The sequence below is a fragment of the Serratia sp. root2 genome (assembly GCF_031931805.1).
Classification (GTDB): domain Bacteria; phylum Pseudomonadota; class Gammaproteobacteria; order Enterobacterales; family Enterobacteriaceae; genus Serratia; species Serratia inhibens.
Genome location: NZ_JAUJXB010000008.1, coordinates 116396 through 139418 on the forward strand (window position 1 = coordinate 116396; position 23023 = coordinate 139418).

The 23023-nt window shown below is 58.5% G+C and carries 23 protein-coding genes and 1 pseudogene; 21 read left to right on the forward strand and 3 right to left on the reverse strand.

Translation table 11 applies throughout. The features are described 5' to 3' along the window. Positions 1-15: 15 nt before the first annotated feature. Both QZQ97_RS23270 and nadS read left to right on the forward strand, forming a co-directional pair. Positions 16-347: pseudogene (locus QZQ97_RS23270) on the forward strand (type II toxin-antitoxin system RelE/ParE family toxin). 1 nt (position 348) lies between these two features. Further along, on the forward strand, positions 349-633 hold the full coding sequence (gene nadS / locus QZQ97_RS23275; protein ID WP_311995357.1) for a NadS family protein: 285 nt from the start codon (positions 349-351) through the stop codon (positions 631-633). Between the two features lie 215 nt (positions 634-848). Here the strand turns inward: nadS and metK are convergent, their stop codons facing one another. Then, a complete protein-coding gene (gene metK, locus QZQ97_RS23280; protein WP_006321046.1) occupies positions 849-2003 on the reverse strand; it encodes a methionine adenosyltransferase in 1155 nt (384 codons plus the stop codon). 84 nt (positions 2004-2087) lie between these two features. Here metK and QZQ97_RS23285 point away from each other — a divergent pair, with 84 nt between their 5' ends. The 5 genes from QZQ97_RS23285 (at position 2088) to rluF (ending at position 7170) form a co-directional block, all read left to right on the forward strand. Further along, entirely contained in the window at positions 2088-2315 is a 228-nt protein-coding gene (locus QZQ97_RS23285) for a hypothetical protein (RefSeq protein ID WP_311995358.1), read from the forward strand. 482 nt (positions 2316-2797) lie between these two features. Continuing rightward, positions 2798-2941, forward strand: coding sequence for a virulence promoting factor (locus QZQ97_RS24585; RefSeq protein ID WP_006327842.1), 144 nt, complete (start codon positions 2798-2800; stop codon positions 2939-2941). Continuing rightward, complete coding sequence (speA, locus tag QZQ97_RS23290; RefSeq protein WP_004947831.1) at positions 2934-4910, forward strand: biosynthetic arginine decarboxylase; 1977 nt, start codon at positions 2934-2936, stop codon at positions 4908-4910. The genes QZQ97_RS24585 and speA overlap by 8 nt, the downstream gene beginning before the upstream one ends. Before the next feature lie 253 nt (positions 4911-5163). Then, positions 5164-6084 carry an agmatinase gene (speB, locus tag QZQ97_RS23295; RefSeq protein WP_311995359.1) on the forward strand — a complete coding sequence of 307 codons (921 nt, stop codon included), beginning with the start codon at positions 5164-5166 and terminating at the stop codon, positions 6082-6084. 222 nt (positions 6085-6306) lie between these two features. After that, the gene (rluF, locus tag QZQ97_RS23300) at positions 6307-7170 is read left to right on the forward strand and encodes a 23S rRNA pseudouridine(2604) synthase RluF (RefSeq protein WP_311995360.1); all 864 of its coding nucleotides are present in this window, start codon (positions 6307-6309) and stop codon (positions 7168-7170) included. 51 nt (positions 7171-7221) lie between these two features. Here rluF and QZQ97_RS23305 read toward each other — a convergent pair whose 3' ends face one another. After that, complete coding sequence (locus QZQ97_RS23305; RefSeq protein WP_311995361.1) at positions 7222-8469, reverse strand: MFS transporter; 1248 nt, start codon at positions 8467-8469, stop codon at positions 7222-7224. Between the two features lie 394 nt (positions 8470-8863). Between QZQ97_RS23305 and QZQ97_RS23310 the strand changes: the two genes are divergently transcribed. From QZQ97_RS23310 to QZQ97_RS23375, 14 genes are all read left to right on the forward strand, one after another. Further along, on the forward strand, positions 8864-9181 hold the full coding sequence (locus tag QZQ97_RS23310; protein WP_311995362.1) for a non-heme iron oxygenase ferredoxin subunit: 318 nt from the start codon (positions 8864-8866) through the stop codon (positions 9179-9181). Between the two features lie 2 nt (positions 9182-9183). Then, positions 9184-9492 (forward strand): recombinase-like helix-turn-helix domain-containing protein, encoded by a 309-nt coding sequence (locus QZQ97_RS23315; protein WP_311995363.1) that lies wholly within the window; start codon positions 9184-9186, stop codon positions 9490-9492. An 18-nt stretch (positions 9493-9510) separates the two neighbouring features. Beyond that, positions 9511-10554: an aromatic ring-hydroxylating dioxygenase subunit alpha gene (locus tag QZQ97_RS23320; protein ID WP_311995364.1), complete on the forward strand. Its 1044-nt coding sequence runs from the start codon at positions 9511-9513 to the stop codon at positions 10552-10554. Further along, on the forward strand, positions 10551-11306 hold the full coding sequence (locus QZQ97_RS23325; protein ID WP_311995365.1) for an SDR family oxidoreductase: 756 nt from the start codon (positions 10551-10553) through the stop codon (positions 11304-11306). The genes QZQ97_RS23320 and QZQ97_RS23325 overlap by 4 nt, the downstream gene beginning before the upstream one ends. A 25-nt stretch (positions 11307-11331) precedes the next feature. After that, positions 11332-12126 (forward strand): IclR family transcriptional regulator, encoded by a 795-nt coding sequence (locus tag QZQ97_RS23330; RefSeq protein ID WP_311995366.1) that lies wholly within the window; start codon positions 11332-11334, stop codon positions 12124-12126. A 109-nt stretch (positions 12127-12235) separates the two neighbouring features. After that, a complete protein-coding gene (locus QZQ97_RS23335; protein ID WP_311995367.1) occupies positions 12236-13177 on the forward strand; it encodes a VOC family protein in 942 nt (313 codons plus the stop codon). Beyond that, the gene (locus QZQ97_RS23340) at positions 13174-14385 is read left to right on the forward strand and encodes an NAD(P)/FAD-dependent oxidoreductase (protein WP_311995368.1); all 1212 of its coding nucleotides are present in this window, start codon (positions 13174-13176) and stop codon (positions 14383-14385) included. The genes QZQ97_RS23335 and QZQ97_RS23340 overlap by 4 nt, the downstream gene beginning before the upstream one ends. Positions 14386-14408: 23 nt before the next feature. Beyond that, a complete protein-coding gene (locus tag QZQ97_RS23345; RefSeq protein ID WP_311995369.1) occupies positions 14409-15671 on the forward strand; it encodes an MFS transporter in 1263 nt (420 codons plus the stop codon). Between the two features lie 168 nt (positions 15672-15839). Then, on the forward strand, positions 15840-16364 hold the full coding sequence (locus tag QZQ97_RS23350) for a cupin domain-containing protein (RefSeq protein ID WP_311995370.1): 525 nt from the start codon (positions 15840-15842) through the stop codon (positions 16362-16364). Beyond that, positions 16364-17182 (forward strand): alpha/beta fold hydrolase, encoded by an 819-nt coding sequence (locus QZQ97_RS23355; protein WP_311995371.1) that lies wholly within the window; start codon positions 16364-16366, stop codon positions 17180-17182. The genes QZQ97_RS23350 and QZQ97_RS23355 overlap by 1 nt, the downstream gene beginning before the upstream one ends. Then, positions 17179-17973, forward strand: coding sequence for an SDR family oxidoreductase (locus QZQ97_RS23360; protein WP_311995372.1), 795 nt, complete (start codon positions 17179-17181; stop codon positions 17971-17973). Before QZQ97_RS23355 ends, QZQ97_RS23360 begins: the two co-directional genes overlap by 4 nt. A gap of 17 nt (positions 17974-17990) precedes the next feature. Then, complete coding sequence (locus tag QZQ97_RS23365) at positions 17991-18785, forward strand: aspartate dehydrogenase (RefSeq protein ID WP_311995373.1); 795 nt, start codon at positions 17991-17993, stop codon at positions 18783-18785. Between the two features lie 16 nt (positions 18786-18801). Then, positions 18802-20271: an aldehyde dehydrogenase gene (locus tag QZQ97_RS23370; RefSeq protein WP_311995374.1), complete on the forward strand. Its 1470-nt coding sequence runs from the start codon at positions 18802-18804 to the stop codon at positions 20269-20271. 61 nt (positions 20272-20332) lie between these two features. Beyond that, positions 20333-21973, forward strand: coding sequence for a thiamine pyrophosphate-binding protein (locus QZQ97_RS23375; protein WP_311995381.1), 1641 nt, complete (start codon positions 20333-20335; stop codon positions 21971-21973). A gap of 38 nt (positions 21974-22011) precedes the next feature. Here the strand turns inward: QZQ97_RS23375 and QZQ97_RS23380 are convergent, their stop codons facing one another. Beyond that, positions 22012-22764, reverse strand: coding sequence for a M48 family metallopeptidase (locus QZQ97_RS23380; protein ID WP_004947785.1), 753 nt, complete (start codon positions 22762-22764; stop codon positions 22012-22014). Between the last annotated feature and the right edge of the window lie 259 nt (positions 22765-23023).

Genomic DNA, 23023 nt, shown 5'->3' on the forward strand with positions numbered 1-23023 from the left:
ATGGAGAGGGTACCGGTGAGTCATGCACTAGTATTTATTGAGACCCGATGTTCACGCGGCAGGTGAAGCAAATAGCCACGGACGACGAGCTAAAAGAACTCCAGAAAGAACTCATTGAATCGCCAGGCAAAGGCGATCTGATTGAGAATACAGGTGGTCTGCGAAAAATCAGGATGGCAACAGGTTCGCAGGGGAAAAGTGGGAGCGCCAGAGTGATTTACTTTCTGGCGACCGAGGAGGTTATCTATCTGGTGATGGCCTACCCGAAAAGTATTAAAGACAGTCTGACCGATGCAGAAAAATCACAGCTGAAGAGATTAACGAGATTACTGAAAAATGAGGTGTGACATGAGTTTTTTTGACGATATGAAAACGTCTCTTGAAGAGGCTGTCGACATTAAAAATGGCGTTACTGCACCTGCCAATGTCACTCGTTATGATATTGCAGATGTGAGGGCGATCAGGGAGCAGCTTAACGTTTCACAGAGCGAAATGGCCAAGGCACTGGGTACCAGCGTTGATACCATCAAAAGCTGGGAAACCAAAAGACGTAACCCAACGGGTCTGGCGGCAAAGGTGCTGGCGGCTATCCAGACTAACCCTGCTTTCTTCCGGGAACTTGCCGCACATTAGTTGGCTCACCTGCTGTCTGAGCTGGGTCCAGCGTCCAGCGCCTTTCCGACGGCGTTAACAACAAAGCATTAGGGTAAATATGAGTCACCCAGATGAATAGAATGCTCCCGCATACCCTAACCGGGGGTTCTGAAAGTGCCTGACAGGATTTACAACGTCCAATAAAAACAAAAACGGCAAGCCAGGGGCTTGCCGTTTTTACCAGGATGCGGGGCTTATTTCAGGCCGGCGGCATCGCGCAGCAGTTCAGCCTTGTCGGTCGCTTCCCATGGGAAGTGCTCGCGGCCGAAGTGGCCGTAGGCCGCGGTTTCGCGGTAGATCGGTTGCAGCAGATCCATCATCTGGATCAGGCCGTATGGACGCAGATCGAAGAACTCGCGCACCAGCAGGGTCAACTGTTCGGTAGGCACTTTCTCGGTACCGAAGGTTTCCACCATGATGGAGGTTGGCTCTGCCACGCCGATAGCGTAGGACACCTGGATCTCACAGCGGTCGGCCAGGCCGGCGGCAACGATGTTTTTCGCCACGTAACGCGCCGCGTACGCCGCTGAACGGTCAACCTTGGACGGATCCTTACCGGAGAATGCACCGCCACCGTGACGGGCCATGCCGCCGTAGGTATCCACGATGATTTTACGCCCGGTCAGGCCGCAGTCGCCCATTGGGCCACCGATAACGAAACGGCCGGTTGGGTTGATGTGGTATTTGGTGCCGGCGCTCAGCCATTCGGTAGGCAGAACCGGCTTGATGATCTCTTCCATCACCGCTTCTTGCAGATCTTTCAGAGAGATATCTTCGGAATGCTGGGTGGACAACACTACCGCGTCGATGCCGACGATTTTGCCGTCGTCATACTGGAAAGTGACCTGGCTTTTCGCATCCGGACGCAGCCACGGCAGGGTACCGTTTTTACGTACTTCGGCCTGGCGCTGTACCAGACGGTGTGCGTAGGTCACCGGTGCAGGCATCAGCACTTCGGTTTCGTTGGTGGCATAGCCAAACATCAGGCCCTGGTCGCCAGCACCCTGTTCCAACGGATCGGTACGGTCAACGCCCTGATTGATATCCGGGGATTGCTTGCCAATGGCGCTCAGTACGGCACAAGAGTTGGCGTCAAAACCCATATCCGAATGAACATAGCCGATTTCACGCACGGTTTTACGGGTGATTTCTTCGATATCTACCCAAGCGCTGGTGGTGATTTCACCGCCGACCAGCACCATGCCGGTTTTCACATAGGTTTCGCAGGCTACGCGCGCTTTCGGATCCTGTTCCAGAATGGCGTCAAGGACGGCATCGGAGATCTGGTCGGCGATTTTATCGGGATGTCCTTCGGAGACGGACTCTGACGTGAATAGGTGTTTAGCCATTGTATTCTTTACCTTGCATAAGACGGGTTAGAAATTACTGCACAGCGCTGGAGATCCGGCATCAAAGCGAAGGGTCTTCCGCTGATGGCGCAAGATGCATCCTGCAACGCCCCTCAGGCAAAGCCGTTAAGCAGTTTATTCAGCTATACCCGTCATCTTTCAAGCCGCGACTTGAAATTCATAGGGCATAATCAGTATAGATGGATTAACATCTGGACGTCTATTTTAGGTCAGGCCTTAGCCGGATTGCCAGTATTTTTTTGTCGTTTCGCTCTTTTGCGCAAAGGCATCGGCGCCATTTTCATCGCTTGAAACAGTTTCCGGCGAATTTTCATTTTGCATTTTCCCCAGGTTATCGGTATAAACTGCGCGCGCGGCTCATTTGGTGCACAGCGTGGAGCAAAAAGTGGCAAGCTCCCGCTCATGGCTTTCATGGTCAGCCGCAGACGCCGACGCTTGGCGTCGCCGCTTCATAGAACGGTCACGTTCTTACACTATTAATAGAGGCTCAGTCGTTCATTCCGGGCGACGTGCGTGGAGGTGGTTGGATTAATGATCCGTTGTCTACCGGTTGTTGGTTCTCAACAGCAGTGCCGTTCTGGCGCACATTCTTCTGCTATTTCCCGTCTTGTCTCTACTCCACCTTCCAGGTGTGATAAACACTTGGGCGCTACTCAGGATTCTCGGGCCGGTTAACGGTCGTCTGAAGAACTGAACAAGGGTAGCCTGCAGCCTTCCTGTGGGATGTTTCTTGACCCGATTCACGAGGTTTGAACAGGGTGTCTTACAATTATATGAGTGATAAACCGATCGCTGACCGCGAACGGCAGTTTTATTCGCTGCCGCAAGGGCGGTTTGTTGGGTTGTTCTCGCGGGTTGTAGCTGCGATAGTGGCTGACTGTATCGTCAGTACGGGATGTGAGGCGAGTAATGTCTGATGATCTGTTGATTCACCGTCCGCCAGCCGCGGGCGAACCTATATCTTTACGCTCCATGCAGGAGGTTGCCATGAATGACCGTGACGCCAGCAAGATGCTGCGCACTTATAACGTCGCCTACTGGGGCAACAACTATTATGACGTCAATGAACTGGGCCACATCAGCGTGTGCCCGGATCCGGACGTCCCGCAGGCGCGTGTCGATCTGGCTGAACTGGTGAAAGAACGTCGCAAAGACGGTCAGCGTCTGCCGGCGCTGTTCTGCTTCCCGCAGATCCTCCAGCACCGCCTGCGTTCGATTAACGCGGCATTCAAACGCGCGCGCGAGTCATTCGGCTATGAAGGCGGCTATTTCCTGGTTTACCCGATCAAGGTGAACCAGCATCGTCGCGTGATCGAATCCCTGGTCAACTCAGGCGAACCGCTGGGGCTGGAAGCCGGCTCCAAAGCCGAACTGATGGCGGTGCTGGCACATGCCGGCATGACCCGTTCGGTCATCGTTTGTAACGGCTATAAAGACCGCGAATATATTCGTCTGGCACTGATCGGCGAAAAACTGGGGCACAAAGTGTACCTGGTGATCGAGAAGATGTCCGAGATCAACATGGTGCTGGAAGAAGCCGAGCGTCTGAACGTGGTGCCGCGTCTGGGCGTGCGTGCGCGTCTGGCTTCGCAGGGTTCCGGCAAATGGCAATCGAGCGGCGGCGAGAAGTCCAAGTTCGGTCTGGCGGCCATTCAGGTCCTGAAATTGGTGGAAACCCTGCGTGAAGCGGGCCGCCTCGACAGCCTGCAACTGCTGCATTTCCATCTGGGCTCGCAACTGGCCAATATTCGCGACATCGCCACCGGCGTGCGTGAATCGGCGCGCTTCTACGTTGAATTGCACAAGCTGGGCGTTAACATCCAGTGCTTCGACGTGGGCGGCGGTTTGGGCGTGGATTATGAAGGCACCCGTTCGCAATCCGACTGTTCGGTGAATTACGGCCTGAACGAATATGCCAACAACGTGATTTGGGGCATCGGCGACGCTTGTAATGAGCACGGCCTGCCTCATCCGACGGTGATTACCGAATCCGGCCGCGCGGTCACCGCGCACCATACGGTGCTGGTGTCCAACGTGATCGGCGTTGAACGCAACGAATTCAGCGATCCTTTGCCGCCGGCGGAAGATGCGCCGCGTGCGCTGGAAAGCATGTGGGAAACCTGGCAGGAAATGAACGAGCCGGAGAACCGCCGCTCGTTGCGCGAATGGCTGCACGACAGTCAAATGGACCTGCACGACGTTCACACCCAGTACGCCCACGGCATGCTGGATCTGACCAAGCGCGCCTGGGCCGAGCAGCTGTATCTGAACATCTGCAACAAGATCCAGCAGCAGCTTGATCCAAGCAACCGTGCGCACCGTCCGATCATCGACGAACTGCAAGAGCGTATGGCAGACAAGTTCTACGTCAACTTCTCGCTGTTCCAGTCCATGCCGGACGCCTGGGGTATCGATCAGCTGTTCCCGGTGCTGCCGCTGGAAGGGTTGGATAAGCCGCCGGAAGGCCGCGCGGTGCTGCTGGACATCACCTGTGACTCCGACGGTACGATCGATCATTACATCGACGGCGACGGCGTGGCGACCACCATGCCAATGCCGCCGTACGATCCGGAAAACCCGCCGGCGCTGGGCTTCTTTATGGTGGGCGCCTACCAGGAAATCCTCGGCAACATGCACAACCTGTTCGGTGATACCGCCTCGGTTGACGTGTTCGTCTTCCCGGACGGTACGGTAGAAACCGAGTTGTCCGACGAAGGCGACACCGTTGCCGACATGCTGGAATACGTGCAGCTCGATCCGATCGCACTGCTGGCCAAATTCCGCGATCAGGTGAAAGAAACCGATCTGGACGATGAATTGCAGGCACAGTTCGTAGAAGAGTTCGAAGCCGGTTTGTATGGTTATACTTATCTGGAAGACGAGTAAGTAAGAGGGGCGTGAGGGTATGATTCACCGTACTTTCACGCTGCTCTTCTATACTGATACCGACGAGCAGTTGGAGTGATGCGCGGGCTTGAAGCGCGAACCAAATACGGCGATAATCTGCCGCATCAGCAGTACCGAAACAGACATCGTATCAATCCCTTTCTCGTCGGGCTAACGACGCGGGAGGGATTTTTTTTTGCCAACGCCCGTGTGATTTTACCGCAGGCGAAACGTTGAAATATGAGGGTTTACAATGAGCACGTTAGGCCATCAGTCCGATAATTCCTTAGTGTCCAACGCCTTTGGTTTCCTGCGCTTTCCGCTGAATTTCATGCCTTATGACAGCGATGCAGAGTGGGTCATCACCGGCATTCCATTCGACATGGCAACCTCCGGCCGAGCCGGCGGCCGCCATGGTCCTGCGGCGATCCGTCAGGTTTCCACCAATCTGGCGTGGGAAGGCAACCGCTGGCCGTGGAGCTTTGATCTGCGCGATCGCCTGAACGTGATCGACTGCGGCGATATCGTGTTCAACTTCGGCGACGCTCAAGACATGAGCGACAAGCTGCAGGCGCACGCGGAAAAATTGCTGAAGGCCGGCAAACGCATGCTTTCATTCGGCGGCGACCATTTCGTCACGTTGCCGCTGTTGCGCGCTCACGCCAAGCATTTCGGCAAACTGGCGCTGGTGCATTTTGACGCCCACACCGACACCTACGCCAACGGCAGCAAATACGACCACGGCACCATGTTCTTCCATGCGCCGAACGAAGGCCTGATCGATCCGAACCACTCGGTGCAGATCGGCATTCGTACCGAGTTCGATCATGACAACGGCTTTACCGTATTGGATGCCGCACAGGTTAACGATCGCAGCGTGGACGACCTGCTGACGCAGATCAAACAGATCGTCGGCGATATGCCGGTTTATCTGACCTTCGACATCGACTGCCTGGATCCGGCGTTCGCACCGGGCACCGGCACCCCGGTGATCGGCGGCCTGACCTCCGATCGCGCACTGAAACTGGTACGCGGCATGCAGTCGCTGAACATCGTCGGCATGGACGTGGTGGAAGTGGCGCCAGCCTATGACCAATCCGAAATCACCGCGCTGGCCGCGGCGACGCTGGGTCTGGAAATGCTGTATCTGCAAGCCGCTAAAAAAACGAAATAAGTTCCTAAAAGTATTAACAGGCGGCTATGGGCTGTAAACCGAGTCGTTTGTAACTGTACCATAGAGAAATACACACAACCGGTATCTATATACCCTATGGATTTCAAGTCACAGCCAGGCGCCCAGCTCGCTCATCCCCAGGAGCTTACTTTTGTAAGTGACTGGGGGAGTGAGTGCAGGTAACAACGCTGTGGCTTGAAAGACGACGGGTATGGAGAAAACATGCTGACCAAGCCTTCAACACGTCTTAACAAATATATCAGCGAGAGCGGCATCTGCTCCCGCCGCGATGCCGATCGTTATATCGAACAAGGCAATGTTTTTATCAATGGCAAGCGGGTAACGCTTGGCGATCAGGTGTTTCCAGGAGACGTCGTCAAGGTCAACGGTCAGTTGATCGAACCCCGTAATGAAGACAACCTGATCTTTATCGCGTTGAACAAACCCGTTGGTATCGTCAGCACCACCGAAGAGGGCGAGAAAGACAATATTGTCGATTTTGTCAACCACAGCACCCGTATCTTCCCGATCGGCCGCCTGGACAAAGACTCTCAGGGGCTGATTTTCCTCACCAACCACGGCGATCTGGTGAACAAGATCCTGCGAGCGGGTAATGACCATGAGAAAGAATATCGGGTGACGGTCAACAAACCGGTGACCGACGATTTTATCCGTGGCCTGGGGGCTGGCGTGCCGATGCTGGGTACGGTGACTAAAAAGTGCAAGGTAAAGAAAGAAGCGCCGTTCGTGTTTCGCATCGTGCTGGTTCAGGGGCTTAACCGCCAGATCCGCCGCATGTGCGAGCATTTTGGCTATGAGGTTATCAAGCTGGAACGCACCCGCATTATGAATGTCAGCATGGCCGGACTACCGCCGGGTGAATGGCGAGATTTAACCGACGACGAACTGGTCGAACTGTTTAAATCGATCGAGGATTCTTCCTCAGAAGCGAAACCGGCGAAGAAAGCCAAACCGGCAGTGAAAAAGCCGGCCAGCAGCGGGGCGAAAAACGCCGAAAAGCCCGGCAGCAACGCGCCGGCGCGTAAGCGCTTCGCTCAGCCTGGTCGTAAAAAGAAAGGGCGCTGAGCCGTCAGTAACATGAATTGGGATCGGGGCGCATTATGCGCCCCGGTTGTTTTACGCCCGCCTTGCCTCGCGCGTCATCCGCATCCGGCTGAACAGTACGCCGCCCGCCAACAATGTCACTACCTGCGACACAATCAGCACTGCAAACCCTGAAGATACCTTGCCATGGCTGGCCATCACCATACCCATAATCATCGGCACAAACGCCGAGAACATGTTGCCGATGCCGTTAATCAGCCCATAGGCGCTGCCGACAGCCTGCGGCTGAGCATAATGCTGCAACAGGGTAGGGATCGCCGCCCCCTGAGCCCCCCAGCAGGCATTAGCCGCCAGCAGGAAGAAAGCGATCCAGCCGAGCTGATGGCTGTGCATCACGCCATAGATACATAACGCGGTCGCCGCGCCCCCCACGGCGAAAATCAACGGCGCCTGATAGGGGCGGATACGGTCGAGCAGCACGCCGCCGAGATATTTTGAGGCGATGCTGACGATAAACGGCAGCGAGGCCATCCAGCCCATCTGTTTGATGGAAAAGCCTTTCTCGTCGGTCAGGTAGGCCGGTAACCAAGAGCTGGATCCCCACAGATAGCTGAGGGTGGCGATCTCGATCAGCATGATCCAGCCGAGCATCGGGGTGCGCCAGGCCAGGGCAAAGGTGTGCCAGACGCGGCTCAGTACCGGTTGAGGATCGACGGCGCGTGGCGGCAACGCGGCCGGATGGATAAATAATCGCACCAGCGCCAACCCCAGCAGCAGGTTGATCAGCGCCAACAGATAGAAAGAGACGGCCCAGCCAAAGTGCGCCATCAGGAAACTCACCAGCGGAAAACCGATCACCAACCCCAGTGAAACGCCCAAGGTGCTGACGGCATTGGGCTTGCCGCGTTCATCGGCGGCGAAGTGATCGCCGATGTACATGGTTTTTAACGAGAACAGCGGCCCCTCGCTGACGCCAAGCAATGCGCGTACCGCAAACAGCAGCAGTACCGACCCCGCCAGCGGCGAGGCGGCCGTGAGCAGTGCCCACAGCACAATGCTTAGCGTCAGCGCACGGCGATAGCCCATCAGGGTTTCCAGGAAGGGCGTCAGCAGCATGGCGGAAAGCCCGTAACCGAGCAAAAACACGGTCATCAGCATGCCCTGATGCGCACGGTCACCGCCGAGCTGAAAGTGTTGCAAGAAGTCGGGATTGACCAGCATCACGGCAATATTGACCCGATCGGCATAGGCGATGACGATCAGAAACAGCAGGGCCACGACCCCGAACCAGCGTTGACGTTGTTGCACAATGCGCTCCATGTACGCTCCTTTGGCGGGCGATTAACGAATTTAGGCAGCAGTAAACTAACCCGCTGATTTCACAGTGCTGAAAAGCAGGGTTTATCCGTTTTAATGTAAATTTATTGTTATAAAAAAGGTGTGTTAATCAGTGAGAGAGAACTTTTACTCGCATTACGTCAGCCAGATCAACGCCTTTTTACCCATGAATTAGTGATGGAGCGCACAACCTTCATCAGTTTTTCATATCGGTGCATTTTTTCGTGATCCTTCCCGCATTTGTCATGTTTAAACAACTTTCCATTAACAATTGCCGCTTTGCTCTCTTGACGAAAGTTTCGCCAGACTTATAGTGAGTGTATTAAATAAGAAACTGAGTTTCATATATGAAACAATCAGATAGAGGACAGAAGCAATGAGCTGGAAGAAAGTGTGTGAAGTGTCTCAGGTGAAAGAAGATTTTCCTTTCTCCGCCAACGTGGAAGGGAAAGAAGTCGGGGTGTATCTGATCGACGGCAACTATTACGCGCTGGAAGACGTTTGCCCACACGCCTATGCCTTGCTCAGCCAGGGGTTTGTTGATGATGGCAAGATCGAGTGCCCGTTGCATGAAGCGCTGTTCGACGTGCGTACCGGCCAGTGCCTGCGTGAGCCAGGCGGCCGCGATCTGCAAACCTATCCCACCCGGGTTGTCGACAATCAAATCCAAATCACCTTTATCGCGGAGGAGTAATCATGCAGCACATCACCGATTTCAATCCCTGGCTGCCGGACACCCAACAGGTGATCCCGGCGCGTGAAGGCGGCAACGGCCAGATCCACCAACCGGGTCAGTTCCGGAATGTCATCTGGCAGAACCGCGGCCGGGTACCGGACGGTTTCGAAACTGCGTTGGTCGCGGCGCTGGAAGAGATCTTCGAGCAGGGTGCGGAAGAGCTTGAGCAGATCGTCAGCGCGCTGAACCAGCGCCGCCTGTTTGATCGCAGCGGCCAGCCGTGGAATGAGGCGGCGTTCCGCGAATTCCTTCACGTTAACGGTTACTGAGCAGCCCGGGAGAAGACAATGACAGCAAACACAACATCCTCCGCACAGACTTTGCAGGACTATCTCGATCAGGGGTTGCGCGGCATGTGGTACCCGGTGCTGGCCAGTTGGGAAGTGGGCAATAATCCGGTAGGCATTACGCGTCTTGAGCAGCAGATTGTGGTGTGGCGCGACGGTGAAGGCGCGATCCACGCACTGGAAGATCGTTGCCCGCATCGCGGCGCGCGGCTTTCGATGGGCTGGAATCTGGGCGATCGCATCGCCTGCTGGTATCACGGCGTGGAAGTCGGCGGCGACGGTACGGTCAAAGATGTGCCTGCGGTCGATCGCTGCCCGTTGGTGGGGCAAAAATGCCTGCGTTCTTACCCGGCCAAAGAGGCCTACGGCGCCGTGTTCCTTTATTTCGGCATCACTGCCGACGAAGCACCGCCGGAGCTGACCTTCCCGCAGGAACTGGCGGATGAGGCTTCCTACAGCAACTTCCTGTGCACCGCCAGCTGGGACTGCAACTATCAATATGCATTGGAAAACGTCATGGATCCGATGCACGGCACCTACCTGCACTCCTCTTCGCATTCGATGGCGGAAGGGGATCGCAAGGCGGATATGGCGCTTGAGCCGACCGATACCGGGTTCATCTTCAAGAAGAACGGCCAGATCGGCGTTAACTTTGACTGGGTAGAGTTCGGCAACAGCGGCGCCTATTGGATGCGGCTGTCGATCCCGTACAAAAAACGCTTTGGGCCGGGCGGCCACTTCTGGATCATCGGCATGGTGGTGCCGGAAGATAAAGATCATTGCCGGGTGTTCTTCTGGCGTATCCGCAAGGTCAAAGACTGGCAGCGCGACATCTGGCGCTTTATGTACCGCAATCGGTTGGAAGCACTGCATTGGGACGTACTGGAACAAGATCGCATCGTGCTGGAGAACATGGCGCCAAACGCGCGTGGCCGTGAATATTTGTATCAGCATGACGTCGGTCTTTCTCGCCTGCGTCGCATGATGCAGAAAGAGGCGCAAAAACAACTGGCGATGCTCGCCGAACAGGAGGCTGCGCAGTGAACGGCCTGCTGACGGGAAAACGCATTGTGGTGACCGGTGCGGCGCGCGGTCTGGGCCGCAGCTTTGCCGGGGCCATCGCCCAGGCGGGCGGTCGGGTCGTGATGTGCGATATTCTGGCGGATGAATTGGCGGACAGCGCCGCCGGCCTGCGTGAACAGGGGGCCGAGGTGGAAACGCAGGTTATCGATCTGGCGTCGCCGGCCTCGATCACCGCTACGTTCAGCGCCATTGCCGAAGGCGGTACGATCGACGGGCTGGTGAACAACGCGGCGCTGGCTACCGGCGTCGGCGGTAAAACCATGATGGAATACGATATTGATCTGTGGGATCGGGTCATGCAGGTCAACGTGCGCGGCACCTGGCTGGTGAGCCAGGCAGCGGTACCGCTGCTGGCGGAAAACCCGCATGCCAAGATCGTCAACGTGGCTTCGGATACCGCGCTGTGGGGCGCACCGCGCTTAATGGCTTACGTGGCCAGCAAAGGGGCGATTATCTCGATGACCCGCTCAATGGCGCGTGAGCTGGGCCCACAGGGGATTTGCGTGAACGCTATCGCACCGGGGCTGACGCGGGTAGAAGCTACCGAATATGTCCCCGCCGAGCGCCACCAGCTGTACGAACAGGGCCGGGCGCTGGCCGGGGCGCAACATCCTGACGACGTGAACGGTACGGTGCTTTACCTGCTGTCGCCGCTGGCGAATTTCGTGACCGGCCAGCTGTTGCCGGTCAACGGCGGCTTTGTCTTTAACTAATCTACATTTTAGCCAGGAGCAGCACATGGCAGACGATCAAGCGTGTAAGTATCTGATCCCGGGGCTGGATCGCGGGTTGCAGCTGCTGCTGGCGTTTGGCGAGCAGCACAAGGAAATGACCTTTGCAGAATTGCATCGCCTGGTCGATATGCCGAAGGCGACCGCTTACCGCGTGGTGCAAACGCTGGAGCATCTGGGTTTTCTGGAACGTAACTCGCGCACCAACACCTTTGCTCTGGGCATCAAGGTGCTGCGGCTCGGTTTTGAATATATCGCCTCGCTGGACGTGGCGCAGGCCGGCCAGCCGGTGATCGAACAGCTGCGCGATCGCAGCCAGTGCAGCAGCCATCTGGCGATCCGCGATGAGCGCGACGTGATCTACATCGCCCGCGTCAGCGCCGCCGGTTCGCAAATCAATCAGGTCAGCGTCGGCACTCGTCTGCCGGTACACCAGACCTCGCTCGGCCGCATGCTGCTGACCAGCGCCACTCGCGAAGAGTTCGAGCTGCTGTATCCGCAAGAACAATTGCCGGGCAGCGGGCCGGGCACCCCGGCGGATCGTGAAACCTTGTGGCAGATGGTTCAGCAGGACAAGGCGCGCGGCTATGTGATCGGCGAGTCGTTTTTCCGCCACGGCATCTCTTCGATCGTCTATCCGATCTTCAACCGCGAGCAGCGGGTTGAGGCCGTGGTCAGCATTATGGTGCCGTTCGATGAGATCCCGAAAGCGGATCGCGAGCGGCTACGCAGGGAAGTGCGGGACGCAGCGGAGAAAATCTCCGGCTTCCTGGGCGCACCGCCGCAGGCAAACGTCGGTTAACTGACGGCACCGACTCTTTTACTCAGGCAGGGATAAGGCCCACATCCATCAGGGGTCGGGGTTCGATCATGCCTGAAAAACGCATTCAGCGAGAACGTGAGGCAAAATAATGAGCGTAATCGGAATCGAAAAGCTGGAATTTGGCGTCGAAGATCTGGCAACTTGCGAAAAATTCATGCAGGACTTCGGCCTGCAGGCGACCACCCAGCACTGGGGTGAACCTCAGCGTGAATTCACTACTCTGAGCGGTGCGCGAGTGGTGCTGCATCCGTTGCAGAGCGAAGTATTGCCGGCGGCGTTTGAGGGTGGGTCCACCTTGCGCCGTATGACCTGGGGCGTCGACAGCCCAAGCGAATTGGCGGCTCTGGCCCCCTTGCTGGCGCAGATGCCGGGTTTCCGCCAGGTGGGGGAGGAGCTGGAGTGCCGCGATCCGAACGGCATGACGCTGCGCTTTAGCGTCAGCCAACAGCGCGATGTCGATTTGCCGGTATCGCCGATCAACCAATGGGGCGACGTGCGCCGCATCGATCAGCCCAGCCCGGTGTATGCGCAGGCGCAGCCGATCAACATCGGCCACGTGGTGTTCTTCGTCGAGGATCTCGCCGCTACCGAAAAATTTTACCGTGAAGTGCTGGGTTTTCAGGTATCGGATCGCTATATCGATCGCGCGGTGTTTCTGCGGACCCAGGCGCGCGGCGGCCATCACAATCTGTTCCTGCTGAAATTGCCTAATCGTCCGCGTGGCCTCAATCACGTGGCCTTTACCGTTCGCGACATCCACGAAGTGATTGGCGGCGGCATCGCCATGAACAAAGAGAAGTGGAGCACCTTTATCGGCCCCGGCCGCCATCCGATCTCCTCGGCCTATTTCTGGTACGTCAACAGCCCGACCGGCGGTGCATTCGAGTATTACACCAATGACGATTACCTGACCGAAAACTGGCAACCGCGTGAGCTGGAGCACTCACTGGTGTCGTTCACCGAGTGGGCGGTGGAAGGCGGTATTGACCACGACACACGCCGCCAGCAGAAAAAACCGGAGGCGCTATGAGCCAGCCAGTACAGGCGGGCATCGTGATTATCGGCGGCGGGCAGGCCGGCGGTTGGGCGGCGAAAACGCTGCGCGATCGGGGTTACGCGGGCCGGCTGACGGTGATCAGCGACGAACCTTACGATTTTTACGAACGCCCGCCGCTTTCCAAAGCGGCGTTGCTGGACGGCAATGCGCCGCTCAGCAGGCTGTTCAGCGAACAGGTGGTCGCCGGGTTGAATATCGACTGGTACCGCCCGCTGCGTGCCGAAGCCATTGATGGGCAACAGCAAATCGTCACGCTTGGCGATGGGCGGCGGTTGCAGTTTGATCAACTGCTGATCGCCACCGGCGGTCGGCCACGTGTGCCGAATGCCACCTGGGCCAACCATCCGCGGGTGATGACGCTGCGCTCCTGGGACGATGCGGCAAAACTGCGCCAGGCATTGCAAGGTTGCCGCCAGTTGGCGATCGTCGGCGGCGGCTGGATTGGGCTGGAGATCGCCGCTTCCGCCCGGCGGCTCGGTGCCGAGGTGACGGTGTTTGAGCGTCAGCCTGCGCTGTGCATGCGTAGCGTTGGCGCTGACGTTTCGCAGGCGTTGCTTGAGCTGCACCGGCAACAGGGCGTAACGGTACGCTGCGGCTGCGGCGAGATCTCGCTGGAGGATCGTGACGGCACCGCCTGGATCGGCAGTGAAAGCAGCGATCCTCAGGCTTTCGATCTGGTGGTGGTGGGGATCGGCGTCGAGCTTAACCTCGAACTGGCGCACAGCGCCGGGTTGAAGGTTGACGCCGGCATCGTGATCGATGGTCAGGGGCGCACCAGCCACCCGGCGATCTTCGCCGCCGGCGACGTGGCGCGTCACCCGACGCTCGGTCTGTGCCTGCAGTCCTGGGCCTATGCGCAGAATCAGGCGATCAGCACCGCTTGCGCGATGCTGGATGCCTTTGCCGCCCCTTACAACGACGTGGCCTGGCTGTGGTCGGATCAATACGACACCAATATTCAGATCCTCGGCGTGCCGATCGGCGGGGTACATCACGTGGTACGCCGTACGCCGCAGTCGCAGGTGTTCTTTACGCTCAACGCCGATCGGCAGTTGGTGCAGATGGTGGCATTTAACGATGCACGCACAATCAAGCTGGGCAAACGCTGGCTGGCCGGTGGGCGGGTGCTGGAGCCGCAGCAGTTGGCGGACGCGGAATTTTCTCTGATGGCGTTGAAATAACGCCCGAACCTCGGGAGCGTTTTATGACTACGCAAGACATTGACGCCCGCGCTGGACGGGTGGGGAACGCCGTTGCCGAAAATCCGCAGCAACGGGTACGCTGGTCGGTGCCGATCGCGCTGTTCGCCTGCGTGCTGCTGGCGTTTTTCGACAAGATCAGCATTGCGGCGCTGTTTTCCGACAGCGAGTTCCAACAGGCGTTGGGCATCAGTTTTGATCCGGCGCGGCTCGGCTTGCTGATGAGCGCGTTTTTGTTCTCTTACGGCATATCCTCCATGCTGCTGAGCGGTATTGGCGACCGGCTGAATCCGGTGAAAGTGCTGATCGGCATGATGGTGGTGTGGGGCGTGCTGATGGTGTTGATGGGGCTGTCCCGTTCTTATCACACCATGATGACGCTGCGTATCCTGCTTGGTATCGCGGAAGGGCCGTTGCTGCCGATGGCGTACGCCATTATCCGCCAGGCCTTCCCGCAGCGATTGCAGGCTCGCGCCACCATGTTGTGGCTGCTTGGCACGCCGCTGGGGGCTGCGCTCGGTTTCCCGGTGACGCTGTATATCCTCAATACTTTCGATTGGCAGACCACCTTCTTCTTTATGGCGTTTTTGACGCTGCCGGTCATGCTGTTGGTGCTGTTTGGCATGCGCCACCTGAACGTGGCGCGTCCGGCGGCCAAAACCGATGCACAGCCTGTGGCGGTGGAACGTAAACAGCAGCGCAGGGAACTGTTGCGCAATCCGCATTTCTGGATGATTTGCCTGTTTAACATCGCCTTCCTGACCTACCTGTGGGGCATGAACGGCTGGCTGCCCAGCTACCTGATCAAGGGGAAAGGCATACATCTGGAACACGCCGGTTATCTGTCATCGCTGCCGTTTATCGCCATGCTGCTCGGCGAAGTGGTCGGCGCCTGGCTGTCGGACAAGCTGGATCGTCGTGCGCTGGCCTGCTTTGTCTCGCTGTGCGGCGCCGGGCTGGGTCTGGGCGTGGTGCTGCATCTGCAGGGCACCTATAGCGTGATTGCCGCCATGGCCTTTAGCACCTTTATGTGGGGGGCCGGTGCGCCGAACATCTTTGCGCTGCTGGCGAAAGCGACCAGCAGCAAGGTCAGCGCCACCGCAGGCGGTATTTTTAACGGATTGGGCAATTTTGCCGGCGCGCTGGCGCCGGTGCTGATGGGGGCGCTGATCGCCGCCACCGGCAACATGGATAACGGCCTGCTGTTCCTGGTGGTGATGGCCTTTATCGGCAGCATCATTCTGCTGCCGTTGCTGAAAAAGTACTGAATTAACAATTGATAAGCCCAATGGATTTCACGCTGCGGCTAGGCGACAAGTTCGTGAGTCTCCAGGAGCTTACTGATGTAAGTGACTGGAGTGAGCGAATGCAGTCAACAACGCGGCGGTGTGAAAGACGAAGGGGATAACCGTTTGATTCAACACAGGAGTGACAACATGTCCCAGGTTGAGAAACAAGCCGGCGTCAAGCCGCAGGATCAGTCGATGGAGAATTGGGTGGAATCACGTATCGCCCGCTTCGAAGGCCGTAAATATGACTGGAACGCGTTGAAGTTCCAGGCCGACTACGACCCGAAATACCGTCGCGCGCAGATGCGCTACATCGGTACCGGTGCTACCGGGGTGGTTAACGACACCAACACCATTCCGGCGGGAAACTTCACCTTCTCCACCATGGTATTGCCGTCGAAATGCGAAGGCCCGCTGCACCTGCACGACGACGTGGAAGAAGTGTTCTTTATGCTGAAAGGCAGCATCACGCTGATGATCCAGGATGGCACGGAATATTATGAAACCAAGCTGAAAGAGCGAGATCTGATCTCGGTGCCGGCCGGCGTCTACCGTGGGTTGTTCAATCACGGCGAGGAAGAGGCGCTGATGTGCGTAATGCTCGGCACGGCCAAACCGGAAACGCCGACCTATCCGGCCGATCACCCGTTATCTAAAGTGAAACGCAACTGATGAACGGCCTGGCGCAACGTCAGCAGCGGCGCTGCGGGGGGTACTCCCTCAGTTGGCGCGAAGCGGGGCACGGCCGACCGGTGGTGTTGCTGCATGGCATCAGCTCCGGTTCAGCTTCGTGGATCAGGCAGTTTAACGATGCTGGGCTGACCGACGGTCACCGTCTGCTGGCCTGGGATGCTCCGGGCTACGGCGGTAGCCTGCCGCTGGCCGCCACCGAGCCGGACGCCGCCGCCTATGCCGCCGCGCTGGCGGCGCTGGTGACCGAATTGGAGCTGGAGCAACCGCTGATTATCGGCCACTCGCTTGGCGCGTTGATCGCCAGCGCCTATGCCGCAGGCTATCCGGACGGGTTGTGCGGGCTGGTGCTGGCGGATCCCGCGCAGGGCTACGCCACGGCGACGGAGGAAAAACGGCGCCAGGTTTATGGCCAGCGCAAACAGATGATTGAAACGCTGGGGCCGCTGGGCTACGGCGAACAGCGGGCGGCTGCGCTGCTGAGTGAAAAGGCGTCGGAGCAGGATATCGCCTGGGTGCGCAATGGCATGCAGCAGCTCGATCCCGAGGGTTTTCTCAGCGCCGCCTGGATGCTGGCCAACGAGGATATCGACCGCTATTTGGCGCGCTATCGCGGCCCGCTGGAAGTGTGGTGTGGTGATAAAGACCGCATCACGCCCCCCGAGGCGGCTGCGAGGCTGGCGCAACGGCATGACGCGCCGCTGCGCCTGATTGACGGCGCGGGGCATGCCAGCTATCTCGAGGCGTCGGCGCAGTTTAACCGTTATCTGCAGGATTTTACGGGAGCAATTCAACCATGAATTTTCAGCTTGAGGATCGGGTCGCGGTCGTCACCGGCGGCTCGTCGGGCATTGGCTTCGAGACCCTGCGTCTGCTGCTGGCGGAAGGGGCGAAGGTGGCGTTTTGCGGCCGCAATGCGGACAAACTGGCCAGCGCCGAAGCCAGCCTGCGCGATGAATTCCCGCAGGCGCAAGTGCTGGCACTGTGCTGCGACGTGCTCGATGAGCAGCAGGTGGAAAAGTTCGCCGAACGGGTGACGGCACATTTCGGCGGGGTGGATCTGTTGATCAATAACGCCGGCCAGGGATTTGTCGCCCATTTTGACCAAACGCCGCGCGCCGCCTGGCTGCATGAGGCCGAGCTGAAATTGTTCGGTGTGATTAACCCGGTACAGGCTTTTTTACCGGCTCTGGAGCGCTCGGAGATTGCCTCAATCACCTGCGTGAATTCGCTGCTGGCGTTGCAGCCGGAAGAACACATGATCGCCACCTCGGCGGCGCGCGCCGCGCTGCTAAACCTGACGCTGACACTGTCGAAAGAGCTGGTGGCAAAGGGCATTCGCGTTAATTCGATTCTGCTGGGCATGGTCGAATCCGGTCAGTGGCGGCGGCGTTTCGAAGAGCGCAGCGATAAGGATCAAAGTTGGGAACAGTGGACGGCGGCGATCGCCGAACGGCGCGGCATACCGATGAAACGCCTGGGTAAACCGCAGGAGCCGGCTCTGGCCTTGCTGTTCCTTGCCTCGCCGTTAGCGTCCTTTACCACCGGTGCGGCGCTGGACGTTTCCGGTGGTTTTAACCGCCATCTGTAACTGTTGGGAGCTGAAAAATGAAGAACATCATGATGATTGGCTACGGCGCGATGGCGAAAGAAGTGCTTTCTCGCCTGCCGGAGGGCGTCGACGTTGGCTGGATCGTGGCGCGCACGGCCCATCATGCGGCTATCAATAGCGCCTTCGGCGGCAAAGTGCAGGCCTTGACGCACCCGGATCAATGTATTGGGCAGCCGGATCTGGTTCTGGAGTGCGCGAGCCAGCAGGCGGTGGCGGAGTTTGGCGAGGCGGTGGTAAAACGCGGCTGGTCGTTGGCGGTGATCTCCACCGGAGCGTTGGCGGATGCGGCGCTGCAGCTCAGATTGCAACAGGCCGGGCGGCAACATCAGGGGCGGGTGATCGTGCTGTCAGGCGCGGTGGCGGGCATGGACGGGTTGGCGTCGGCGCGCGAGGGCGGGTTGGACAGCGTTACCTATCAGGCCAGCAAAAGCCCGGCCAGCTGGCGCGGCAGCCTGGCGGAAAAACTGATCGACCTTGATACGGTCAGCGAGGCGCGGGTGTTCTTTGAGGGGTCGGCACGCGAAGCGGCGCGGCTGTTTCCGGCCAATGCCAACGTGGCGGCGACCATCGCGCTGAACGGGCTGGGCATGGACGCTACGCGGGTGCGATTGCAGGTCGATCCGCATACCCGGCGCAATACCCATCGGCTGCAGGTGTGCGGCAGCTTCGGCGAGTTCCACATTGAGCTGAGCGGCAACCCGCTGGCCAGCAATCCCAAGACGTCTACCCTGGCGGCGCTGAGCGCGGTACAAGCCTGCCGCCGTCAGATCGACGGTGGCTTTATTGCCTGAACGGCAGGAGCGGAGCATGGAAAAGTTAAAGATTTTTGTGGCAGGGCGCTGGTGCGAAGGCCGGGGCGATGAGATGACCTCGGTATTCCCGGCCGACGGCAGCATCAATGCGCGGTTGAATGCCGCCAGCGTCGACGACGTGAATGAGGCGGTGGAAGCGGCGGAGCGCGCCTGGCGCGCCCCCGAGTGGCGCGGGCTGGTTCCGCACCAACGCGCCTCGATCCTCTATCGCGTCAGTAACCTGATTCTGGCGCAACAGGAACAGTTGGCGCAGTTGCAAACCCGCGACAATGGCAAGCCGTTGGCGGAAACCCGTGGTCTGGTGGCCAGCGCGGCAGCCACTGCCCGTTATTTCGCCGCCGCCTGCGAAGTGCTGGAGGGAGAACTGCCCACCCAGCGCAGCGCCGAAGTGATGACCCTGAGCCAGTATCAGCCGATGGGCGTTATTGCCGCCATCACGCCGTGGAACTCACCCATTGCCAGTGAAATGCAAAAGGTGGCCCCGGCGCTGGCGGCGGGCAATGCGGTGATACTCAAACCGGCCGAAGCCACGCCGCTGATGGCGCTAAAACTGGCCGAGTTGTTTGAACAGGCCGGGCTGCCCGCCGGGCTGCTCAGCGTGCTGCCGGGCAAAGGCTCGGTGATTGGCGAAGCGTTGGCGCGTCACCCGTTGGTGAAAAAGATTTCCTTTACCGGCGGCACCAATACCGGCCGGCATCTGGCGCATGTTGCCGCCGAAAAACTGATCCCCACCTCGCTGGAACTGGGCGGCAAGTCGCCGACCATCGTGTTGGAAGACGCCGATCTGGAACAGGCGGCGCGCGGGATTTGTTACGGTATTTTCAGCTCAGCCGGGCAGGCGTGCATCGCCGGTTCGCGGCTGTTTGTACATCGTTCGCTGTATCAGCCGCTGCTGGCGCGCCTGAGTGAACTGGCGGCCGGGCTGCGGGTGGGCAATCCGCTGACGCCGGGAGTGCACCTCGGTCCGTTGATTAACGATAAACATCGCCAAAGCGTGGCGGATTATGTGGCGCTGGCGCAGCAAGAGGGCGGCCGGGTCGTGATTGGCGGCGAGGCTCCGGCCGATCCGCTGCTGGCGGGCGGCAGCTATTACCTGCCGACCATTATCGAAGGGTTAAGCAACAGCGCCCGAGCTTGTCAGGAAGAGATTTTTGGCCCGGTGCTGGTGGCGCTGCCGTTCGATGACGAACGGCAGTTGATCGAACAGGCCAATGACTCGGTGTACGGCTTGGCTGCCGGGATTTGGAGCCGCGACTTCCCACGGGCAATGGCGCTGGCGGAGCAATTGGAAACCGGCACGGTGTGGATCAATACCTACAAAACATTTTCTATTTCTACGCCTTTCGGCGGTTTCAAAGAGAGCGGTCTGGGCCGCGAAAAGGGTCTGAACGGCATCAAAGCCTACATGCAGCAGAAAAGCTTGTACCTGGCGCTGAACCATCAGGTGAACCGCTGGAGCGACTGACAAACCGGTCAGGAAAAAATTTGTCGGGAACCCTACAACGAACACAATAAGAAGGCTGATGATGAGCGATAAAATAACGGTTGGTGAAGCGATAGCCCGGACGCTGGAGCAATACGAGGTGTCGGCGATGTACGGCATCATTTCTATCCACAATCTGCCGATTGCCGATGCGGTGGGGCAGCGCGGAAAAATCCGCTTCGTACCGGCACGCGGCGAAGCGGGCGCAGTCACCATGGCCGACGCTCACGGGCGCTTTTCCGGCCTGGGCGTGGCGCTGACCAGCACCGGCGCGGGCGCAGGCAATGCGGTCGGCGCGATGATCGAAGCGTTAAACGCCAACACGCCGCTGCTGCACATTACCGGCCAGGTGGAAAAAGCCTGGCTGGATGCCGATGCCGGGTTTATTCATGAAACTCGCGATCAGCTCGGTTTCCTGCGTGCCTGCTCCAAGCGCGCCTACCGGGTTAACACCCCGGAGCAGGCGGTGGCGGTGATCCAGCGGGCGATCCTGGATGCGCAGACCCTGCCTTGCGGGCCGGTGGCGGTAGAGATCCCGATCGATATTCAAAGCAGCCTGGTATCCAGCTCGGTGTTGAGCCGGCCGTTAGCGCCAGCGCCGCTGCCGCCGGCGGATGACGATGCGGTAGAACGTCTGTATCAGCGGGTGAAAAGTGCTAAACGGCCGCTGCTGTGGCTGGGTGGCGGGGCGCTTGCCTGCGGCGATGCGGTACGCAAGCTGGCTGATGCCGGGGTGGCGGTGATCTCCAGCACCCACGGGCGCGGCATTCTGCCGGATGGCCATCCGCGCAGCCTGCGGGCGTTTCATAATTCACCAAGCATTGAGGCGATCCTGACGCAGTGCGATCTGACGCTGGTGGCCGGCTCGCGCCTGCGCAGCAATGAAACTCGTACCTGGACGCTGCCGCTGCCGCGCCCGCTGGTGCAGATTGATATCGATCCGGCGGCGGGCAACCGTAACTATCTGGCAGATGAGCAAATCAACGGCGACTGCGCCGCATTGCTTAACGCGCTGGCCGCCCGATTGAGCCCGGCGGAGAAAGTGAATGCCGACTGGGATGCCGCGATCGCCTCTGCGGTGCGGCAGGCGGAAAGCGCGCTGCGCGAGCAGTCGGGAGAATACGCCAAACTGAACGACGCCATTGCCGCCGCGTTACCGCAGGATGGGCTGTTGGTACGCGATATCACCGTGTCCGGCAGCGTATGGGGCAGCCGTTTGTTCCGCGCCATTTCGCCGCTTTGCAACATTCACTCGTTGGCCGGGGCGATCGGCATGGGCCTGCCGATGGCGATCGGCACTGCGATCGCTAACCCACAGCGTAAGGTCGTTGGGCTGGTGGGCGACGGCGGGCTGGCGCTGGGGCTGGGAGAACTGGCGACGATGGCGCAGGAGCAGGCCAATATCACGCTGCTTATCATGAACGACGGCGGTTATGGCGTGATGCGCGGCATCCAGGATAAATACTTTGCCGGCCGCCAGTATTACAACGAGCTGCATACCCCGGCGTTTACGCTGGTCGCCGAGGCTATGGGGCTGAAGGCCTGGAAGGTGGACAGTGCGGCGCAGTTCAAGGGCGTGCTGGCGGAAGCGATTAACTATCCGGGGCCGTCGGTGGTGGAGGTGGATATGAACAGTATCGGGCCGCTGACCTTCGCCGGGCCACCGCAGAAATCGTTGTATTAAGAGATAAAAAACGCCCGGCTGAGGCCGGGCGTTGAGGTTTACTTGCCTGCTGCTATGCGATCGCGAATATGCTGCGCACGCTCTTCGGAGGCCGGGTGATCGTCGAACATGCTGCTTTGACGACCGGCTTCCATTTTCGCCAGTTTTTCAAAGCTGGTGACCAGGCCGTTAGGATCGATACCGCGTTTTTTCAGCAGGTCGAACGAATAGTCGTCCGCTTCGCTTTCCTGTTTCTGCGAGAACTGGGCGTTAACCAGTTTTTCGCCCACATCCGCCAGTTGCGATTGCGACAGCGAACCTATGATACCGCCGGTCGAGGATGCCGCAGTGCGCAGCGCCACGGTGCCGTAAGCGACCTGCATTGCCTTGCGGGTATGTCCCAGCGCCACGTGGCCCATTTCATGGCCCAAAACGCCTTCCACTTCGTTGTCGGTCATCATGTCCATCAGCCCGCTGTAAACGCGGATACAGCCGTTGGCCATCGCCCAGGCGTTCACGTCTTTGGTAACGTAAACCTTGTAGTTGGCTGGTGTGCCATTGATATTGTCTCCCAGCGCCGCCGCGATTTTGTTCAGACGTTTGGCGTAGGTGCTGTCGGCCGGCGCGATTTGTGCCTTGCTGTCCATCTCTGCGCAGGATTTAACACTCAGGGTTTTAACGTCGTCATTGCTCAGCGTTGCCGCCTGAAACGCCTGCGCCCCAGACTGCATCAGCGTATCGGTATTCAGGTTTTGACAGCCGCTTACCAAAGTGGCAATGCTTAATGCAATCAAAGAGGTACGAATTTTCATAAGGCCATCTTCCTGTAATGGTAACAAGGGGAAATGCGAGTGTAGTTTAGGGGAAATCTTGTCGCACGAGACTAGTGTACGTCAGCAATCGGGAGAATAGTGTTATTCCGAAAAACCGTCCGATCGTGCTAATAAGTTGTGAACTCGCTCTCATTTGGCATTAGGGATTGCCGTTTTAATGCTGAGTCTGAGAAAATAGAAAACTTGACTGATTTTTTAATCCGACCTGGAGTAAAACATGTCCTCTCGTAAAGAGCTT

Bases quoted from the DNA above. Each gene is read 5' to 3' on its own strand.
- QZQ97_RS23310 (WP_311995362.1), top strand. From the start codon at position 8,864: ATGAGCTGGAAGAAAGTGTGTGAAGTGTCTCAGGTGAAAGAAGATTTT.
- QZQ97_RS23335 (WP_311995367.1), top strand. From the start codon at position 12,236: ATGAGCGTAATCGGAATCGAAAAGCTGGAATTTGGCGTCGAAGATCTG.
- QZQ97_RS24585 (WP_006327842.1), top strand. From the start codon at position 2,798: ATGAGTGATAAACCGATCGCTGACCGCGAACGGCAGTTTTATTCGCTG.
- QZQ97_RS23375 (WP_311995381.1), top strand. From the start codon at position 20,333: ATGAGCGATAAAATAACGGTTGGTGAAGCGATAGCCCGGACGCTGGAG.
- QZQ97_RS23370 (WP_311995374.1), top strand. From the start codon at position 18,802: ATGGAAAAGTTAAAGATTTTTGTGGCAGGGCGCTGGTGCGAAGGCCGG.
- QZQ97_RS23330 (WP_311995366.1), top strand. From the start codon at position 11,332: ATGGCAGACGATCAAGCGTGTAAGTATCTGATCCCGGGGCTGGATCGC.
- QZQ97_RS23380 (WP_004947785.1), bottom strand. From the start codon at position 22,764: ATGAAAATTCGTACCTCTTTGATTGCATTAAGCATTGCCACTTTGGTA.
- QZQ97_RS23350 (WP_311995370.1), top strand. From the start codon at position 15,840: ATGTCCCAGGTTGAGAAACAAGCCGGCGTCAAGCCGCAGGATCAGTCG.
- QZQ97_RS23365 (WP_311995373.1), top strand. From the start codon at position 17,991: ATGAAGAACATCATGATGATTGGCTACGGCGCGATGGCGAAAGAAGTG.
- QZQ97_RS23320 (WP_311995364.1), top strand. From the start codon at position 9,511: ATGACAGCAAACACAACATCCTCCGCACAGACTTTGCAGGACTATCTC.
- QZQ97_RS23345 (WP_311995369.1), top strand. From the start codon at position 14,409: ATGACTACGCAAGACATTGACGCCCGCGCTGGACGGGTGGGGAACGCC.
- QZQ97_RS23340 (WP_311995368.1), top strand. From the start codon at position 13,174: ATGAGCCAGCCAGTACAGGCGGGCATCGTGATTATCGGCGGCGGGCAG.
- nadS (WP_311995357.1), top strand. From the start codon at position 349: ATGAGTTTTTTTGACGATATGAAAACGTCTCTTGAAGAGGCTGTCGAC.
- QZQ97_RS23285 (WP_311995358.1), top strand. From the start codon at position 2,088: ATGGCGCAAGATGCATCCTGCAACGCCCCTCAGGCAAAGCCGTTAAGC.
- metK (WP_006321046.1), bottom strand. From the start codon at position 2,003: ATGGCTAAACACCTATTCACGTCAGAGTCCGTCTCCGAAGGACATCCC.
- rluF (WP_311995360.1), top strand. From the start codon at position 6,307: ATGCTGACCAAGCCTTCAACACGTCTTAACAAATATATCAGCGAGAGC.
- QZQ97_RS23305 (WP_311995361.1), bottom strand. From the start codon at position 8,469: ATGGAGCGCATTGTGCAACAACGTCAACGCTGGTTCGGGGTCGTGGCC.
- QZQ97_RS23355 (WP_311995371.1), top strand. From the start codon at position 16,364: ATGAACGGCCTGGCGCAACGTCAGCAGCGGCGCTGCGGGGGGTACTCC.
- speA (WP_004947831.1), top strand. From the start codon at position 2,934: ATGTCTGATGATCTGTTGATTCACCGTCCGCCAGCCGCGGGCGAACCT.
- speB (WP_311995359.1), top strand. From the start codon at position 5,164: ATGAGCACGTTAGGCCATCAGTCCGATAATTCCTTAGTGTCCAACGCC.
- QZQ97_RS23315 (WP_311995363.1), top strand. From the start codon at position 9,184: ATGCAGCACATCACCGATTTCAATCCCTGGCTGCCGGACACCCAACAG.
- QZQ97_RS23360 (WP_311995372.1), top strand. From the start codon at position 17,179: ATGAATTTTCAGCTTGAGGATCGGGTCGCGGTCGTCACCGGCGGCTCG.